Here is an 18615-nt window from a genome sequence, read left to right as displayed (position 1 = left end):
GGACTTCCCCCATGATCCGCACCGGAATTTCGATGCTCGCCCTGGCGGCGATGCTGCCCGTCGCTGCGCATGCCCAGACCGCCCCGACCCCTGCCGAGGCTGCCCCGACGGCGGCGGACGCGCAGGCGTTTCTCGACCGCGTCCAGCAGGAATATACCGCGTTCAACCTCGTCGCGTCGCGTGTCGCCTGGATCAACGCCACCTACATCACCGACGACACCGACGCGCTCGCCTCCGACTATGGCGCGCGCGGGACCGAGATGGCGGTGCGCTTCGCGATCGATGCGGCGCGGTTCCAGAAGGCGAAGGGGCTGTCGGCGGAACAGCAGCGCCAGCTCACCATGCTGCGCAGCGCGATCACGCTTCCCGCGCCGACCACGCCGGGCGCCGCGACGACGCTCAGCGACATCTCGACGCGGCTCGGCTCGCTTTATGCCAAGGGCAAGGGCACGCTGAACGGCAAGCCGATCAACGGCAGCGATATCGAGGCGGCGATGGGCGAGAGCCGCGATCCCGCCGCGCTGAAGGAAATGTGGGTAAGCTGGCACGACAATGTCGGCGCACCGATGCGGACCGATTATGCGAAGATGAACGGCATCGCGAACCAGGGCGCAGCGGAGCTGGGCTTTCTCGATGTCGGCACGATGTGGCGATCGGGCTATGACATGCCCCCGGCCGAGTTCGCCGCGATGACCGACAAATTGTGGGACGAGGTGAAGCCGCTCTACGTCGCGCTCCACACCTATGTCCGGGCCAAGCTGAACCAGAAATATGGCGATGCGGTGCAGGCCAAGACCGGGCCGATCCGCGCCGACCTGCTCGGCAATATGTGGGCGCAGGAATGGGGCAACATCTATGACGTGGTCGCTCCCGCAGGCGCCGGCGACGTGGGCTATGACGTGACCCAATTGCTCACCGCCAAATCCTATGACTGGAAGAAGATGGTCCAGACCGGCGAGGGCTTCTACTCCTCGCTCGGCTTCACGCCGCTGCCGCAGACCTTCTGGGAGCGCTCGCTGTTCGTGAAGCCCGCCGATCGCGAAGTCCTGTGCCACGCCTCGGCCTGGGACCTCGACGAGAAGGACGATGTGCGGATCAAGATGTGCATCAAGGTCAACGCCGACGATTTCGTCACGATCCACCATGAGCTGGGCCATAATTACTACCAGCGCGCCTATCAGGCCAAGCCCGCGCTGTACCGCAACGGCGCCAATGACGGCTTCCACGAGGCAATCGGCGATTTCGTCGCGCTGTCGATCACGCCCGAATATCTGGTCCAGATCGGCCTGCTCGACTCGGCGAAGGTGCCCAGCGCCGACAAGGATATCGGGCTGTTGCTGCGCCAGGCGATGGACAAGGTCGCGTTCCTGCCGTTCGGGCTGCTGGTCGACAAATATCGCTGGCAGGTGTTCGACGGCACGATTCCCGCGAGCGGCTATCAGGCCGGATGGGACCGGCTGCGGCGGCAATATCAGGGCATCGTCGCTCCCGTAGCGCGCGACGAGACGCGCTTCGATCCGGGCGCGAAATACCATATCCCGGGCAGCGTACCCTACACCCGCTATTTCCTCGCGCGGCTGCTTCAGTTCCAATTCTACAAGGCGGCGTGCGACCAGGCGGGGTGGAAGGGGCCGCTCCATCGCTGCTCGTTCTTCGGCGACAAGAAGGTCGGCGCGAAGCTGAACGCGATGCTGGAGATGGGCGCATCCAAGCCCTGGCCCGATGCGCTGGAGGCGTTCACCGGCACCCGCGAGATTTCGGGCAAGGCGATGGTGGAGTATTTCGCGCCGCTCAAGAAGTGGCTCGACGCGCAGAACAAGGGCCAGCCGCAGGGGTGGTGAGACCCAGACGTTTCGTCGCCCTCACCCTTCCGGCGCTTCGCGCCTCCCTCCCTCTCCCATTGGGAGAGGGAAGGGGCCCGCCGCCAACGGCGGTGGGAAGCGTGAGGGTGAGGAGCCCTTCACCCAATCCCCAAATCCGCAGGCCCAAAGGCGTGCGGCAGAAGCTCGGACAGGCGATAGGTCGCGATCGCCTCGCCCTCCGCCGCGCCGCAATGCACCGGCAGGTCGCGCCCGCCCATCTGCGCCGCCTCGTTGATGACTTGGCGACAGCGGCCGCACGGGCTGACCGGATCGGTGCCGGTGGGGCCGTCCGGCCCGATCGGGCCGCCGATCACGCCGATCGCCGCCACGTCGCGCAGACGGCCCTGCGCGCTCACCGTCGCCAGCGCGACCGTCTCGGCGCAGAGCGACAGGCCGTAGCTCGCATTCTCGAAATTGGCGCCGGTGACGATGCTGCCATCGGTCAGCAGCACCGCGGCGCCCACGCCGAAGTTCGAATAGGGCGCATGGGCGTTGCGCGCTGCGCGGCGGGCTGCGGCTACCAGTGCCTTTGCGGTGTCGTCGCTCATCGTCTTCAACCCTTGATGTGCAGCACGCAGATCAGCGTGAACAGCCGCCGTGCGGTGTCGAAATCCACGTCGATCTTGCCCTCCAGCCGTTCGCGCAGCAGCGTCGCGGCGTCGTTGTGGATGCCGCGCCGGGCCATGTCGACCGTCTCGATCTGTTGCGGAGTCGCGTTGCGGATCGCCTGGTAATAGCTGTCGCAGATCGCGAAATAGTCGCGGATCGGGCGGCGGAAGCGCGCCAGGCTCAGCACCAGCGTCTCCAGCGGCGCCCCGTCGGCGCGGCGGATTTCCAGCGCGAGCCGCCCTTCCTCGACGCGCAAGTGCAGCTTGTACGGCCCGGCATAGCCGTCCGCATGCTGCCGCTGGGGCGCGAAATGATTATCCTCGAGCAAGTCGAAGATCGCGATTCGCCGTTCCTGCTCGACATCGGCCGAGCGCCACAGGATGGTGCGCTCGTCCAGGGTAACATCGATGATCCGCGGATCGGCCATAGCGGCGATGCTTTGCGGCCAATCACCGCTTTCCACAACCCATCGAGGTTGAAGCCGCCGCTGCGATCCGCGACAAGGCGCCGATGGCCCAACCAATTCCCTTTCCCGCCCCCGAGATTCCCGAAGGCATCAGCCTGCCCGCCAATATCGAGGCGGAAGCCGCGCTGCTCGGCGCGATGATGATCGACAACCGAGTCGCGGAGGATGTGCTGCAAAAGCTGCGTCCCGAGCATTTCTTCGAGCCGCTGCACGGGCGCATCTATGATGCGATCGCGACGATGGTCGGCAACAACCAGCTCGCGACTCCGGTGACGCTGCGCCCGCTATTCGCCGCCGATCCGGCGATGAAGGAACTGGGCGGCCCCGCCTATCTGGCACAGCTCACCGGCAACCCGGCCAGCCTGATCGGGGCGCGCTCGTTCGCCGACCAGATTTACGACCTGGCGATGCTGCGCGCGCTGGTGACGGTGGGCCGCGATCTGGTCGACGGTGCGCTCGACACCAGCCAGGACATCAACCCGGCCAAGCAGATCGAGCAGGCCGAAATGAAGCTCTACGAAGTCGCCGAGAAGGGCGATACCGAAGCGGGCCTCAAATCCTTCACCCGCGCCGCGACGATGGCGGTGCGCCAGGCCGAAAAGGCAATGAATTCGGGCGGCGGCATTTCGGGGGTCACCACCGGGCTGACCGATCTCAATGCCTCGACCGGCGGGTTCAACCGATCCGACCTGCTGATCCTCGCCGGGCGACCGGGCATGGGCAAGACCTCGCTCGCGACCAACATCGCGTTCAACGCGGCGAAGCGCTGGGCCGACGACCTTGAAGCGGGCATCCCCGAGGAAAAGTCGATCGGATCGCCGGTCGCGTTCTTCAGCCTCGAAATGTCCGCCGACCAGCTTGCGATGCGTATCCTGTCCGAGCAGGCGGAGGTGGTTTCCGAGAAACTGCGCACCGGCCAGATCAGCACCGCCGAGTTCCAGAAATTCGCGCGCGCGGCGGGCGATCTGGAGCGATTGCCGCTGTTCATCGACGACACCCCCGGCCTGACCATCGCGGCGCTGCGCACCCGCGCGCGGCGGATGAAGCGCCAGCACAAGATCGGCATGGTCATCGTCGATTACCTCCAGCTCCTGTCGGGCAGCGCCAAGGCGTCGGGCGACGGGCGCGTGCAGGAAATCTCGGAGATTTCGCGCGGATTGAAGACGCTGGCCAAGGAACTGAACGTGCCTGTGCTCGCGCTCTCCCAGCTCAGCCGCGCGGTGGAAAGCCGCGAGGACAAGCGCCCGCAGCTATCGGACCTTCGCGAATCGGGATCGATCGAGCAGGACGCCGATATCGTGCTGTTCGTGTATCGCGACGAATATTACCATGATTTCAAGGCGCCGACCAAGGTCCCCGACGGCACCGAGACGATGGAGGAGCGCGTCGCCTATGAAAACTGGCAGGCGAAACAGCTCGAAGTCGCGAACAAGGCAACGGTGATCATCGCCAAGCAGCGCCACGGCGCGACGGGCTCGGTGCATATGCGGTTCGACCGCCAGTTCACCAAGTTCAGCGACCTGGCGCCGGAGGCCTATTGATCCCGGTTGCGGCGGCGGTCGCATCGGGCCATAGGCGCCAGCCCGATTCCTCAGCACGACAGGCGGCAGATACCGTGACGACCCATGCCCTCGGGCTCGATTTCGGCACGACCAACAGCGTCGTCGCGCTGGGCGGCGATGGCGGCGCCGAGATGCTCGAATTCGCAGCCCCCGGCGGGGCGAGCGCGGTGTTCCGTTCTGCGCTCTGCTTCTGGGAGGATGACGAGGTTCGCGGCGGCGTGAATGTCGAGGCGGGGCCCTGGGCGATCGCCGAGTATCTCGAATATCCGCAGGGCAGCCGCTTCATCCAGTCGTTCAAGTCGGTCGCGGCGAGCGCCTCGTTCGAGCACGCATCGATCTTCACCAAGCGGCTGCGGTTCGAGGAGCTGGGCAAGGCGTTCCTCGACAAGATGGTCGCGCATTCGGGCGGGGTGCTGAAGGATCGCCCGCGCCGGATCGTCGTCGGCCGTCCGATCGAATATGCCGGTAGCCGCCCCGACGAGGCGGTGGCGCGGGCGCGCTACGACGCGATGTTCGCGGGGTTCGGCGCCGAGGTCCATTATGTCTATGAACCGATCGGCGCGGCGTTCAGCTATGCGCGGCGGCTGAGCGAACCCGCGACGATCCTGGTCGCCGATTTCGGCGGCGGCACCAGCGATTTCTCGGTGGTCCGCATCGGCGCGCCGGGCGATGCGCGGCGTTGCGTGCCGCTGGGCCATGCCGGCATCGGGATTGCGGGCGACCGCTTCGATTACCGGATCATCGACAAGCTGGTGCTGCCGATGCTGGGGCAGGGGACGCAGTATCGCTCGTTCGACAAGCTGCTGGAGATTCCGCGCGGCTATTTCGCGGACTTCGGCGACTGGTCGCGGCTCGCGCTGATGCGCAACCGCCGCACGCTGGAGGCGCTGCACAAGCTCCAGCACAATGCCGTCGAGCCGGAGGCGATCGGGCGGATGATCGCGATCATCGAGAATGAGCTGGGCTTCCCGCTCTATGACGCGGTGGGCCGGCTCAAGCGCGCGCTGTCGTCGCAGGACAGCGCGACGTTTGCCTTTACCGGCGGCGGCGTGGACATCGCGGCGGACGTGACGCGCGCGGAGTTCGAAAGTTGGATCGCGCCCGATCTGGAGCGGATCGAAGCGACGATCGACCGGTCGCTGGCGGTATCGGGCGTGGAGGGCAAGGCGATCGACCGCGTGTTCCTGACCGGCGGCACATCGCTGATCCCCGCCGTCCGCCGCCTGTTCGACGCCCGCTTCGGCGCGGACCGCATCGCGACGGGGGGCGAGCTGACGTCGATTGCGCATGGGCTGGCGCTGGTGGCGCAGGAAGAAGACGTCGCCGCCTGGGCGAGTTGATGCTGAAACTGCGTCCGTTTCGGACAATCGATGGCGCTTATAATTGCAGCTTTTTTCCGGAAATGGTGCCGTAGAAGCGTCAGTATCTCAATTTCGGCGCCAATTTTGTCCATCGATGGCGATAACAATATAGCTTCTTGCAAAGTAAGATCGGGCGCGGTGCGTATCGTGACCCATCGCAAGGAGGGAATGTCATGGACGTGACCGATGTGGCGACCGTAACCGGCGTTTCTCCAGCGTCCGGCACCTCCGCGGGCGGAACCGTCATAGTCTTTACGGGCGACGATTTGAGCGGGACGCAGAACGTGCTGTTCACGGATGCGGGCGGCATTCAGTTGGGCGCCGTTCCGACGAAGGTGACCGATACGAGCGTGACGGTTACCACCCCCGCGTGCGCGCCCGGTACGACCCAGGTTACGCTCATCGTGTCCGGGGTCAATGTGCCGGGCCCCACATTCACCTTCGACGGGCCGACGGTAACGAGCATGTCGCCGGACATTGCTCCGAACACCGGCGGAACGACCGTTACGATCACGGGCACGTTGCTCAGCAGCGCGAAGACGATTGCCTTCGGGACGAGCACCGTCAACATCGCGTCCACAAGCGATACGGAGTTGACCGCTCTCACCGGCGTGACTTCCCAGGCGGGCAGTGTTTCCGTCACGGTGAATTTCGCCGATGGTTCGTCGGTGGAAGCGGGTACGCTGAACTTCATCGCGCCTGCCGTTACTGCGATATCGCCCGCGAGCGGGCCGACCACGGGCAATACGACGGTGACCATCAACGGCACGCTGCTGACCGGCGCGACGGCGGTGCAGTTCGGCCAGGTCGGAGCCACACCGACCGTGGTGAGTGACACCGAGCTTACCGTCGTTACTCCCGTTGCGCTGACGGCCGGCCAGGTCTCGGTGCTCGTCGATGTGCCGACCGGCACCACCGCCGTGACCCCCGCCGCGACCTTCACCTATGTCGCGCCCACGCCCTGCAACGCGACGTTCGTGGTGAACAACAAGACCGGGGTGCCCGACGATCTCGTCTTCGTGAAATTTCTTGGGGCGCAGATCGGGACGGCTACCGGCGCCCCGACGCAGACCTATGGCGCCGGCACCGCGCTGGCGACCGGCGCGGCCACGTCTACGCAATCCTATACGCTGGCCGACATGCTGGCGCCGATCGCAGGGGCGCCGACGACAACGTCGGTTCCGACCTTCGCGATCAACGATTATGCCGGCGGGCGCATCTACTTCAGCCTGGGCGCGTCGCTGGCATCGATTACGATTCCGGCCGCGCAGTTGCCGAGCGATCCCGATTTCAATACCGTCTATGGCTATGTCGAACCCTCGATCTTCCCGACGGTGGCGGCCGGCAACAGCAATATCGATGCGTCCTATGTCGATTTCGTCGGCATCCCGTTCGAGGTGTCGGTGCGCAGCTGCGCAACCGGCGCGGTGGTCCAGCCGCCGGCCAACAATCCGCTGACGACCAGCGCGGGCACCGCGATCTTCGATGCGCTGACCAGCGACACGAAGGTGCCCGCCAACGCCGTGGTCGCGGCATCGGGCAACACCTATGTCTCCGGCTCGGGCACGGATTCGGTGACGATCACCGGCACCGCGCGCATCCTGTCGCCCTCGCTCTATGATCCGACGCAGTTCACCGGTGGCGAGCCATATCCGGCCTGGACCGGCCCCGGATCGCTGATCGCCGCACTGCGTACTGCACCGACGGGGCTCCAGATCGCGAGCTACACGACGGTGGACGATACCGCGACGGTGCCGTCCGGCACGCTGTTCGGCTTTGCCGGCAGCACGACGACATCGAATATCGCCCTCCAGTGGAGCGAGGCGCAGAGCTATACGCTTACCGCGCAGGCGGTGGCCGACCTCAACCCCAACGGGGCGAACCTGCGGATCCCCACGTTAAAGGGCGTGCCGGGAATCCAGATGTCGGGCCAGGGCGCGATCGTCGGCACGTTTGACATCTACATCACCGATGCTGCGCTTGGCGCCCAGACCGGCATCTATGGCGCCAACCCACCCTATATTGTCGACTGGACGGGCGACCCGAGCGGACCCGCGCCGTTCAGCGAGGGGCAGATCGAGAACGACCTGGCCGGGCGCATCGTCGGCGATCTGCTTGCCGGGTTCAATTTCGGCTGGGCCGGTTGCGACACCACCGTGGCGGCGCAGGCTGCCGTGAACAAGCTGGCGGCGAACCTGGCAGGCACGGTGTTTGACGTGACCGAGGGCGCGCTTGCCAACACGCCGATCGGGCAGCTCAGCACGGGCCAGTTCTTCTACCTGCTCTCGCTCCAGCCGAGCACGGCGGACCTTTCGCAATGGTATGGCGCGGCGATCCAGCCCGAACAGCCAACCTGGTACAATCGCTATTCCAACGACTTCCAGGCGCTCACCAACTGCTACAACATGGCGTTCACCGACCGGCTGCAGGGCGGGAGCGACCCGGACATGTTTTTCGAGCAGTCCAGCGAGATATTTGTCGAGATCAAGCTGCTTCCCGGCGCGTATGCGGTCGCCGCGCCGAGTTGACCCGGACGAGGCGCGCGTCAGAACACCGGCAAATTCGGGTCGTTGTCGTCCACCGGGGTATGGATCCCGCACTCGGTCTTGTCCCATCCGCGCCAGCGGCCTGCGCGCGGGTCTTCGCCTGGTTTGACGATGCTGGTGCAGGGCGCGCAGCCGATCGAGAGATAGCCCTGCGCCTCCAGCGGGTGGTGGGGCAGGTCGTGCGCGGTGAAATAGGCGGCGATGTCGTCCTTGGTCCAGTCGGCCAGCGGGTTGAACTTGATCCGCCCCATAGCGTCCGACGTGTCCAGCTCGAAGCGGGGCAGCGCGTTGCGGGTGCTCGCCTGGAACGCCTTGCGCCCGGTGATCGTCGCGTCGAACCCGGCGATCCCCTTCGCCAGCGGCACCACCTTGCGGATTTCGCAGCAGCCATCGGGGTCGAACGACCAGCGCAATTCGCTGGCATCGCGCTTGGCGATCACTTCGGCGTCGGGCTGGAGCGAGCGCAGGTCGCGCAGGCCGAGCAGCGCGCCGATCTGGTCGCGATACGCCAAAGTCTCGGGGAAATGCCGCCCGGTATCGAGGAACAGCACCGGCACCGACGGATCGACCGAGGCGATCAAATGGAGCAACGCCGCCGACTCCGCGCCGAACGAGGACACGATCGCAACATCGCCCAGCATATGCTCGCCCAGCACGGTGCGCAGCATGTCCTGCGTCCCCGTGCCCCGGAACATGTTGTTGAGCCGGATCGCCTCATGCTCGGTAAAGCGCGGGGCGAGGTCCAGCCGGTCGATGCTGCGCGCGACCTCAGCCATGCCGCAGCTTCCACACCGGCACGCCGTCGTCCGCCGCGGCCTGATAGACATGGTCGTAGCGGGCCAGCGCGGCGGCGAGCACCGTTTCGTCCACCGGCGCCTCGGGCGCGAAGCTGTCGAAGCCGCAGCGGCGCATCAGCGGGATCTGGTCGACCAGCACGTCCCCCTGCGCGCGCAGCTCGCCGGTATAGCCGGCCTCGCGCAGGATGCGCCCGGTCGAATAGCCGCGCCCGTCGCGGAATTTGGGGAAGCTGACTTCGACCAGCGCCAGCCGATCGAGATGCGGCAGGAGCACGGCAGCGTCCTCGCCCGCCTCGATCCGCACCGCGGTCGCGTTCGACTGGCCGAGAAAGCTGTCGAGCGTCACCGCCGGTTCGTCATGCGCGTCGTCGGTGCGATACCGAAGGGAATCAGCCATAAAGCGCCTCCTTGAACGGCTCCATGCCGATACGGCGATAAGTGTCGACGAAGCGCTCGCCGTCGGTGCGCTGCGCCAGATAGACGTTGGTGGCCTTTTCGACCGCGTCGACGATCCCGTCCTCCGAAAAGCCGGGGCCGGTGATCTTGGCGAGGCTGACGTCCTCGGCACCCGATCCGCCCAGCAGGAGCTGGTAATTCTCGGTGCCCTTACGATCGACGCCCAATATGCCGATATGGCCGGCATGGTGGTGGCCGCAGGCGTTGATGCAGCCGCTGATCTTGAGCTTCAGTTCGCCCAGCTCGCGCTGGCGGCCCAGATCGGCGAAGCGGGTCGCGATCTTCTGCGCCACGGGAATCGAGCGGGCATTGGCGAGGCTGCAATAATCGAGGCCGGGGCAGGCGATGATGTCGCTGATCAGGTCGAGATTGGGCTCGGCGAGCCCCGCCTCGACCAAGGCGGTCCAAACGTGGCGAAGGTCGCCCACACGGACATGCGGGAGAACGATGTTCTGGGCGTGGGTCACGCGCAGTTCGTCGAAGCTATAGCGTTCCGCCAGGTCGGCCATGAGGTCGATTTGGTCGGCGCTGGCGTCGCCGGGGATGCCCCCCTGCGGCTTCAGGCTGATCGTTACGATCGCGTAACCATCCTGCTTGTGCGCCGAGACATTCTGGTCGAGCCAGACCGCGAAATCGGGGTCGCTGCGGTCGATCGCGCTGGTCGCCGAGGTGTCGAACGGCGGCGGCGCGAAATAGGCGGCGATGCGGTCGAATTCGGCCTGGGGCGGATCGATGCCGAGCGCCTTGACCTTTACGAACTCCTCCTCGACCTGGCGGCGATAGTCGTCGGTACCGATTTCGTGGATGAGGATCTTGATCCGCGCCTTGTAGATATTGTCGCGGCGACCGTAGCGATTATAGACGCGCAGGCACGCCTCGATATAGCTCAGCAGGTCGTCGGCGGTTACGAAGTCCTTGATTTCAGGCGCAATCATCGGCGTGCGGCCCATGCCGCCGCCGACGAAGATGCGCCCGCCCAGCACGCCGTCGCGCTCCACAAGCTGGATACCGATGTCGTGCAGCCGCATCGCCGCGCGATCCTCGTCCGATGCGATCACCGCGATCTTGAACTTGCGCGGCAAGTAACTGAATTCAGGGTGGAAGGTGCTCCACTGGCGCAACAGCTCGGCCCACACCCGCGGATCGGTGACTTCGTCGGCGGCGGCGCCGGCGAACTGGTCCGAGCTGATGTTGCGGATGCAATTGCCGCTGGTCTGGATCGCGTGCATCTCGACCGTCGCCAGATCGGCGAGGATGTCGGGCGCGTCGGCGAGCTTGATCCAGTTATACTGGAGGTTCTGCCGCGTGGTGAAATGGCCGTAACCGCGATCATATTTGCGCGCGATATGCCCCAGCATCCGCATCTGGCGGCTGTCGAGCGTGCCATAGGGCACCGCGACGCGCAGCATATAGGCGTGAAGCTGGAGATAGAGCCCGTTCATCAGCCGCAGCGGCTTGAACTGGTCCTCGGTGATCTGGCCCGCGAGGCGGCGCTGGACCTGGTCGCGGAACTCCTCGACGCGGGCGTCGACGATCGACTGGTCATATTGGTCGTATTTGTACATCAGCAGGCCGCCTGAAGTTGGTTCACGCGAAGGCGCGAGGGCGCGAAGAAGAAGAATGGGTTCGCGCAGAGGCGCAGAGGCCGCAGAGGGGTTTTCCCCCGCCGCGACAGCGGCCCTTCAGCCGAGGGCGATGACAAGAGCAGGCGCGCTGTCGCGCGACTCTTCTTCTCTGTGGCCTCTGCGCCTCTGCGCGCAAAAACCTTCTTCGCGCCTTCGCGCCTTCGCGTGGGAAAAATCATATCACCCAACTCCCGGCATTCGGATCCGCCGGCTTCAGCGTCAGGTCGGGGCGCACTGTCGGCCCCAGCGCGCGGATGCGGTCCTTGATGTGCGCGGGGCGGGGGCCTTCGGGCGTGTCGGTCGCGTCGATCACATAGGGGCCGTTGACGCGGCGCGCGGCTTCTTCCTCGCGCGCGGTCGCTTCGCCATGCTCGCCGACATCGACGGCATCCTCGACATGACGCGACCAGCCCGCGCCCGTCCACCATGTCACATCGCCCGAGGCGAGGTCGTTACCCGTCAGCAATTTCACGAAAGCGTCTCCGCAGCCTGTGCCCAGCGGGCAAGCTTATCCTCGGCATCGGCGAGTTGCACGACCTCGCCGACCACGATCACCGCCGGGCTCTGCACGCGCTCGCGCTCGACCATCGGGCCGAGGTCGGCGAGCAGCGTGCGCAGCGCGCGGTGGCCGTCCAGCGTGCCGCGCTCGAGCACCGCAACGGGCATGTCGGGCGCGACGCCGTCGGCCATCAGCTTTTCCGAAATCTGGGGGCAGGTCGCGACCCCCATATAGATGACCAGCGTCCGACCCTTGCCCGCGAGGCCCGACCAGTCCTGTTCGCTCAGCCCCTTGCACTGGCCCGCGACGAAGCTGACCGCGCTCGACCAGTCGCGATGCGTCAGCGGCAGCATCGCCTCGGCAGCGGCGCCCAGCGCGGCGGAGATGCCGGGGATGACTTCGACCGGCAGCCCGGCGGCGCGTACTGCCTCCACCTCTTCGCCGCCGCGCCCGAAGATGAACGGATCGCCGCCCTTCAGCCGCACGACGATCGCGCCAGTCTTCACATGCGCGATGATCAGCGCGTTGATCGCCTCTTGCGGCAGCGTGTGCTTCGAGCGTTGCTTCGCGACCGAGATGCGGTGCGCCTGGGGCGCCATGTCGAGCACGCGCGGATCGACCAGCCCGTCATGGACGAGGACATCGGCCTGTTTCAGCGCCTCGACGGCGCGAACGGTGAGCAGCCCCGGATCGCCCGGGCCGGCACCGACAAGGATCACGCGGCCACGCGCGTTGGGATCGAGAAGGCTTGCCATGATCCCCGAGATGCGCCCGCAGCGCCGCGGCTTCAACCGACGCTTGCTTTGCCAAGGCTTAGCGAAACTATTGCACGCCGATCGCGGCCAGCGCGGCGGCGTGATCGCGGACGATCGCGCGCGTGCTCGCGTCGCTGTCATACACGCCGTACCATCCCTGTGGCTCGTGCGGCGGATCGCCCAGCCATGCGGTGTCGCCGCTGCGGAAACGATGGTCGCCATGCGCCGCGCGACCCTCGCCATTCCATGCCCAGAAATTCGATCCGACGATCGGCCCGCCGAAGCGCGCGCTCTTTTCGACGGCGTCGTGGATCAGCCCGTAATAGGCATCGCGGAAGTGCGTGCTCGCCTCCGGGTCATAGCCGCCGCCGTCGCGCGGATAGCCGAACTCCTCGATCACCAGCGGCTTGCCATAGCCCTCGGCATAGCCGGTGTGGAGGTCGATATATTCGCCCGCCTGCGCCATTGCGCTATCGTGCGTGCCGGGAATGTCGGCGGCGTCGAGCCAGCTCCAGTTGAGCGGCCAGATATGCGCGGTGAGGTAATCGATCTCGGGCGCCGCATGCGCGTCGCGATACACGTCCTCGCGCATGATCGACCCCTTCAGCCCCTCGTTTCCGGTCGAGACCAGATGGTTGCGATCGATCGTCTTGATCAGCTTTGCCGTGTCACGGATCCACGCATAATAAGCCGGCAGGCGCGGCACCGCGACGGCATCGCTGCCGCCGGGGCGCGGCTCATTGGCGAGTTGCCACGCCATGATCGTCGGATCCTCGGCATAGCGCACCCCCGTCGCCGCGTTGGTCCGCCCGACCAGCGCGCGCACCCAGTCGCGGTACAGCGCCACCGCCGCCGGGGTCTCGTAAAAGGCCGAGGTCGCGTCGGGAAATTCGGGCCAGGGATGCGCGGGATCGCCCATGTCGATATAGCGACCGCCGTTCACATAGGAGAGATAGGTCATCATCCCTCCCGACCATTCCCAGAAATTGGTGAGGTAGAGCACGGCCTTCATCCCGCGCTTGCCCATCTCCATGAGGCAATGGTCGAGCCCGGTGAGCAGCGCCGGGTTCCAGTCCGACCCCGGCCCGCGAAAGCTGGGGCTGACGGCGTTCTTGAGCGGGGAGGCTTCGGAGGAAGCGAGGAGGCGCAGATTGGTGACGCCGGTTTGCGCGAGCGCGTCGAGTTCGCGGTGCAGGCGATCGCGATTGCCGATCGCGTTCGCTGCGCCGAGATAGGCACCGTACCAGAGGTTCGCGCCGGCAAAGCGATAGGGGCGGCCCGCCAGCGTCAGTTGCGTGCCCTTGCGCCGAACGAAGGGGTCGGCGGGGGCGGCATTGGCCGTGTCGGGGAGCGCGAGCGTCGCGGATGTCGCGAGCGTCCCTGCGAGCATCGTCCTGCGCGTAACCATCTTGTCCTCCCCCGGCATCGTTGCCGCGAGCATAGCGGACGCCTTGGTTGGGGGAAGGGGAGGGGAGTCGGATGTGGATTTAGCGCTCCCCTCCCTGCTTGCAGGGAGGGGCTGGGGGTGGGTGCGAGGGCGCAGCCCGAGATTCTGTCCGCGCAGTTGAAGGCTCCGGTCGGGGCATCGAGCCCCGACCGGAGCCAAACCCACCCCTTGATCCCCTCCCTTGCAGGGAGGGGAGAACTTAACCGGCGACTTCCAACAACCCAATGCAGCAGCCCCCGGAAAAACGGGAGCCCGCCGCCAGTGGCAAGACCGGCGGCGGGCGCTCAAGGTGCCGTTCGATGGCGAGGGAGGGGGCTAGTCGAACAGTTCCTCGAGAAAGGATTTGCGCCGCTTGTGCGGGTGGCTCTTGTGGCCGTGCGGGCGATAGGGGTCGTCATAGCGCTGCGGCGGCGCCTGGCGATAGGGGTCGAGGCCGGACGGAGGCGCCGGGGCGGGCGCCGCGACGGCAACGGGTGCCGCGCTGCGCTCGATGATCTTGTCCAACTCTCCCCGGTCCAGCCACACGCCGCGGCAGCTCGGGCAATAGTCGATCTCGATCCCCTGCCGCTCCATCGGCGCCAGCTTGGCGCCGTCGACCGGGCAAGTGAAGGTCCCTTGGGTCATCCGCTTACTCCCGCTCGCCCATCAGCCCCAGCAGGAGCTGGAACATGTTGATCAGGTTCAGGTACAGCGACAGCGCGCCCATGATCGCCAGCTTTTCGGCGGCCTGGGTGCCGGCATAGGCGATATATTCGCTCTTCAGCCGCTGCGTATCCCATGCGGTCAGCCCCGCGAACACGATCACGCCGATCACCGACAGCCCCATCTGGAGCAGGCTGGAGCCGAGGAACAGATTGACCAGGCTCGCGACGATCACTGCGATCAGGCCGATCATCATGAAGCTGCCGAGGCCGGTCAGGTCCTTGCGCGTCGTATAGCCCCACAGGCTGAGCCCCGCGAACATCGCTGCGGCGGTGAAGAACGCCATTGCGATGCTGGTGCCGGTGAAGACCAGGAAGATGCTGGCCATCGATACGCCCATTACGGCGGCAAAGGCGAAGAACGCCGTGCGTGCGCCCGCCGTCGTCATCCGCTCGATGCGGAAGGTGAAGAACATCACGAACGCCAGCGGCGCCAGCATCGCCACCCATTTGAGCGGCGTGCCAAAGATCAGCGCGGCCAGCGCCGGGGTGTTGGCGACCGCCAGCGCGACCAGCCCGGTCAGCGCCAGCCCGATCCCCATGTTGCGATAGATGCCGAGCATGTGGCGGCGCAGCCCCTCGTCGAAACGGGCCTGGACGCCTGCGCCGGCGACGCGGTTGAACTGCGAAAGCGAATCCATGGAAATGGGTCTCCTGTTAAACGGTGCGCGCGTGGCGGAGCACGCTGCGGGCGACGCGGCGCATCTCTGCGGCGTCGGGGATGTGGCGGAACAGCCGGTCCTTGATCGCCAGCCGCTCCTTCTTCAGCCGCTTCAGCAGGTAGAAGTCCGGCGCGCGGCGCGAAAGCTCGCTGCGGATCTCGCGGTTGAGGGTGCGATGGGCGGCGATCAGCCGGTGGACGATGGGGTTCATGCGGCGCTCCAAATCGATATTGCATCGATCGAGCTGTTTCGGTGGGAGTTTTGGCGGATAGCCGCCGTACCTGCACCGAGCTAGCTCGATGCGGTCCGACATCACGGCGCTTTGAGAAGCGCCGCCAGAGGGGCCCGGTCCCGCAGTGCTTATTTAGCGCGGGGTGGTTCGGGGTTCAAGGGGAGGGGATGTGGGGGGTGAAATATCGCCGGCTCAGGCGTCGCGCAGCCCCAGCCCGATCGACGCGCGCGCCTGTTCCGCCTCGGAACTGACCACCGGATAGGCGCAGTAATCCGCCGCGTAAAAGGCGCTGGGGCGATGGTTGCCCGACCAGCCGACGCCGCCGAAGGGGGCGGAGGAGGAGGCGCCGTTGGTCGGCTTGTTCCAGTTGACGATGCCCGCGCGGATATTGGCCCAGAACTGGTCGTACAGCCGCGGGTCCTGGCTCACCAGGCTGGCGGAGAGGCCGTACCGCGTGTCGTTCGCGTGGGCGATCGCCTGTTCGAACGTGTCGCAGCGGATCACCTGGAGGATCGGGCCGAACAGCTCGACATCGGGGCGCTCGGTCGCGTCGGTCATGTCGAGGATGCCGGGGCTCAGGAACGGGCGGCCCTCGATCAGGCGCTCCATATGGCGCAGCGGGCGCCCGCCGAGCGTCATCAGCGTGAGGAAGCTCTCGGTCAGCATGTCGGCGGCGTCATTGTCGATCACCGGACCCATGAACGGGGCGGGGTCGGCGTGCGGCTCGCCGATGATGAGGCGCGCGACGAGCTTGTTGATCTCGACCATCAGCGGCTCGAACAGCTTGTTGTCGACGATCAGCCGCCGCGCCGCGGTGCAACGCTGCCCCGCGGTGGTGAAGGCCGACTGCACCACGAGCACTGCCGCCGAATAGAGGTCGGGGCTCGACCACACGACGATCGGGTTGTTGCCGCCCATTTCCAGCGCGAGGATCTTCTCGGGCCGGGTCGCGAACTGGCGGTTGAGCGCGATGCCGGTGTTCGCCGATCCGGTGAACAACAGCCCGTCGATATCGGGATGCGCGGCCAGCGCCTTGCCCTCGTCGGCGCCGCCGATCAGCAGCCGGATGCACCCCTCGGGAATCCCCGCCGCGCGATAGCAATCGACGAGGAACGCGCCCGATGCGGGGGTCTTTTCCGACGGCTTGAACACCACGGCATTGCCCGCGAGCAGCGCGGGGACGATATGGCCGTTGGGCAGATGGACCGGGAAATTATACGGCCCCAGCACCGCCAGCACGCCATGCGGCTTGTGCCGCAGCGCCAGCCGGGTGTTCATCGGCGCGTCGATCCGGCGCTGGCCGGTGCGCTCCGAATAGCTGCTGACCGAGATGTCGACCTTGCCGATCACCGTCTCGACTTCGGTCCGCGCTTCCCAAAGCGGCTTGCCGGTCTCGCGCGCGAGCAGGTCGGTAAAGGCATCGGCCTTTTGCCGCACGACATTGGCGAAGCGGCGCAGCGCCTCGATCCGCTCGGACAGCGGGCGCGCGGCCCATTCGGCCCAGCTCGCGCGGGCGATCGCGACTTCGGTATCGGCATCGCCCGACATCTGGCGCCACAGGATGGCGCCGGTCGCGGGCTCGGTGGAGATGATTTCCTGTCCGGGCATTAGGGTGTTCGGGTCCTCGGAAGACTGGTGTGCTCTTGCACGATATGGGGAAGGCTTGCCAACCCCTCAGGCGAGCGCGGCGCCCATGCGGCGGATCGCGGCGACCTTGCGCTCCAGCAGGCTCCAATCGTCCTCGGCGGCGATCGGCGCCCAGATCGCCTCGACTTCGTCGATCAGCATCGCGCACGGCTCGGCGTCGGACCAATAGGGATGGTCGCGGGGCTTGCGCGGGGCGAAGCTGGCGAGCTGGTCGCGCAGCGCGGCAAAGGGCTCGCCATAGCGCGCGGGCAGCGCGCCGCCGAACGCATCGAAATAGAAACGGTCGAGCGGCGCCCCCGTCGTCGCCAGCACCTGCTCCACCGCCTGCACCAGCGCGGCGTCGCGCGCGTCGCCAAACGGCACCAGCCCCAGCCGCCACAGCATCGCCGACGCCATCTCGGCACGAAAGGCGTCGGCAAATCCGCCAAGCGCCGCGACCAGCGGCTCCTCCTCGGCGATCAGCCGCAGCGAGCTGGCGAACTGCATCACGTCCCAGTAAATCGCCTCGGGCTGGCGCCCGAAGGCATAGAGCCCGCTCTGGTCGAAATAGGCGGCGGTGAAGCGCGGGTCCCAGGTCGGGGCGAACCGCCAGGGGCCGTAATCGAAGCTCTCGCCGCTGACGTTGATATTGTCGCTGTTGAGCACGCCATGGACGAACCCCGCCGCCATGAATTGCCCGGCCAGCCGCGCGGTGCGCCCGGCGACCAGCGAGAGCAGTCGCGCGGGCGCATCCTCGCCGGGCGTCTCGCCATAATAGTGCCGCAGGACATAGTCGGTCAGCACCGCCAGCCGTTCGGTGTCCTGGAAATGCGCCAGCCGCTGGAACGTGCCGATGCGGATATGGCCGTGGTTGAGCCGCACCATCACCGCCGATCGGGTGGGCGAGGGCTCGTCGCCGCGATGCAGTTCCTCGCCGGTCTCGATCAGCGAGAAGGTCCGCGACGTCTCGACCCCCAGCGCCTCGAGCATCTCGGTCGCCAATATCTCGCGCACGCCCCCTTTCAGCGTCAGCCGCCCGTCGCCGAAACGGCTATACGGCGTCTGGCCCGATCCCTTGGTGCCGAGGTCCATCAGCCGCCCGCGATCGTCGGTCATCTGCGCGAACAAAAAGCCGCGCCCGTCGCCGATCTCGGGATTGTACACGCGGAACTGGTGGCCGTGATAGCGCAGCGCGAGCGGCTGGGGCAGGCTGCCCGGCAGCGGCTCGAACCGCCCGAAATGCGCGATCCACTCGGCGTCGCTCAGGCCGTCGAGCCCGACCTGCGCCGCGGCGAGATCGTTGCGGAAACGCAAGATCGTTTGCGGGAAGCGGGCGGGGTGGACCGGATCGCTGAACCCGTCGCCGAGTTCGAGGATCGCCTGTTGCGGAGTGAAGGCCATGCGGCGAT

At 66.5% G+C, this 18615-nt stretch carries 17 protein-coding genes; 4 read left to right on the top strand and 13 right to left on the bottom strand.

What is annotated here, in order from left to right; genetic code table 11:
* The first annotated feature begins 11 nt into the window (after window positions 1-11).
* A complete protein-coding gene (locus TS85_RS09295) occupies window positions 12-1841 on the top strand; it encodes a M2 family metallopeptidase (RefSeq protein ID WP_044331785.1) in 1830 nt (609 codons plus the stop codon).
* A 119-nt stretch (window positions 1842-1960) separates the two neighbouring features.
* Here the strand turns inward: TS85_RS09295 and TS85_RS09290 are convergent, their stop codons facing one another.
* Window positions 1961-2410 (bottom strand): cytidine deaminase, encoded by a 450-nt coding sequence (locus tag TS85_RS09290; RefSeq protein ID WP_044336100.1) that lies wholly within the window; start codon window positions 2408-2410, stop codon window positions 1961-1963.
* Between the two features lie 5 nt (window positions 2411-2415).
* Complete coding sequence (locus TS85_RS09285; protein WP_044331784.1) at window positions 2416-2898, bottom strand: UPF0262 family protein; 483 nt, start codon at window positions 2896-2898, stop codon at window positions 2416-2418.
* An 83-nt stretch (window positions 2899-2981) separates the two neighbouring features.
* Here TS85_RS09285 and TS85_RS09280 point away from each other — a divergent pair, with 83 nt between their 5' ends.
* The 3 genes from TS85_RS09280 (at window position 2982) to TS85_RS24055 (ending at window position 8388) form a co-directional block, all read left to right on the top strand.
* Window positions 2982-4478: a replicative DNA helicase gene (locus TS85_RS09280; RefSeq protein WP_044331783.1), complete on the top strand. Its 1497-nt coding sequence runs from the start codon at window positions 2982-2984 to the stop codon at window positions 4476-4478.
* Window positions 4479-4552: 74 nt separating this feature from the next.
* Entirely contained in the window at window positions 4553-5839 is a 1287-nt protein-coding gene (locus TS85_RS09275; protein ID WP_044331782.1) for an Hsp70 family protein, read from the top strand.
* Window positions 5840-6033: 194 nt separating this feature from the next.
* A complete protein-coding gene (locus TS85_RS24055; protein WP_052507821.1) occupies window positions 6034-8388 on the top strand; it encodes an IPT/TIG domain-containing protein in 2355 nt (784 codons plus the stop codon).
* 17 nt (window positions 8389-8405) lie between these two features.
* Here TS85_RS24055 and TS85_RS09265 read toward each other — a convergent pair whose 3' ends face one another.
* The 11 genes from TS85_RS09265 to TS85_RS09215 form a co-directional block, all read right to left on the bottom strand.
* The gene (locus TS85_RS09265; RefSeq protein ID WP_044331780.1) at window positions 8406-9182 is read right to left on the bottom strand and encodes a phosphoadenylyl-sulfate reductase; all 777 of its coding nucleotides are present in this window, start codon (window positions 9180-9182) and stop codon (window positions 8406-8408) included.
* Window positions 9175-9600 (bottom strand): DUF934 domain-containing protein, encoded by a 426-nt coding sequence (locus tag TS85_RS09260; protein ID WP_044331779.1) that lies wholly within the window; start codon window positions 9598-9600, stop codon window positions 9175-9177. The genes TS85_RS09265 and TS85_RS09260 overlap by 8 nt, the downstream gene beginning before the upstream one ends.
* Window positions 9593-11224, bottom strand: a complete 1632-nt coding sequence (locus TS85_RS09255; protein WP_044331778.1) for a nitrite/sulfite reductase — start codon at window positions 11222-11224, stop codon at window positions 9593-9595. The genes TS85_RS09260 and TS85_RS09255 overlap by 8 nt, the downstream gene beginning before the upstream one ends.
* Window positions 11225-11459: 235 nt before the next feature.
* Complete coding sequence (locus TS85_RS09250; protein ID WP_044331777.1) at window positions 11460-11756, bottom strand: DUF2849 domain-containing protein; 297 nt, start codon at window positions 11754-11756, stop codon at window positions 11460-11462.
* Window positions 11753-12538: a uroporphyrinogen-III C-methyltransferase gene (gene cobA / locus TS85_RS09245; protein ID WP_044336098.1), complete on the bottom strand. Its 786-nt coding sequence runs from the start codon at window positions 12536-12538 to the stop codon at window positions 11753-11755. The genes TS85_RS09250 and cobA overlap by 4 nt, the downstream gene beginning before the upstream one ends.
* Before the next feature lie 67 nt (window positions 12539-12605).
* Entirely contained in the window at window positions 12606-13979 is a 1374-nt protein-coding gene (locus tag TS85_RS09240; RefSeq protein WP_155006353.1) for a glycoside hydrolase 5 family protein, read from the bottom strand.
* A gap of 321 nt (window positions 13980-14300) precedes the next feature.
* Complete coding sequence (locus TS85_RS09235; RefSeq protein WP_044331776.1) at window positions 14301-14609, bottom strand: TFIIB-type zinc ribbon-containing protein; 309 nt, start codon at window positions 14607-14609, stop codon at window positions 14301-14303.
* 4 nt (window positions 14610-14613) lie between these two features.
* Window positions 14614-15327 carry a Bax inhibitor-1/YccA family protein gene (locus tag TS85_RS09230; protein ID WP_044331775.1) on the bottom strand — a complete coding sequence of 238 codons (714 nt, stop codon included), beginning with the start codon at window positions 15325-15327 and terminating at the stop codon, window positions 14614-14616.
* A 16-nt stretch (window positions 15328-15343) separates the two neighbouring features.
* Window positions 15344-15559, bottom strand: coding sequence for a YdcH family protein (locus tag TS85_RS09225; protein ID WP_044331774.1), 216 nt, complete (start codon window positions 15557-15559; stop codon window positions 15344-15346).
* A gap of 213 nt (window positions 15560-15772) precedes the next feature.
* On the bottom strand, window positions 15773-17188 hold the full coding sequence (gene astD, locus TS85_RS09220; protein WP_044331773.1) for a succinylglutamate-semialdehyde dehydrogenase: 1416 nt from the start codon (window positions 17186-17188) through the stop codon (window positions 15773-15775).
* A gap of 66 nt (window positions 17189-17254) precedes the next feature.
* Window positions 17255-18607, bottom strand: coding sequence for a protein adenylyltransferase SelO family protein (locus TS85_RS09215; RefSeq protein ID WP_044331772.1), 1353 nt, complete (start codon window positions 18605-18607; stop codon window positions 17255-17257).
* Between the last annotated feature and the right edge of the window lie 8 nt (window positions 18608-18615).

It is taken from the genome of Sphingomonas hengshuiensis (genome assembly GCF_000935025.1).
Classification (GTDB): Bacteria; Pseudomonadota; Alphaproteobacteria; order Sphingomonadales; family Sphingomonadaceae; genus Sphingomonas; species Sphingomonas hengshuiensis.
The sequence above is the reverse complement of the archived record's forward strand: the minus strand, read 5'-3'. Positions and strand labels throughout refer to the sequence as shown.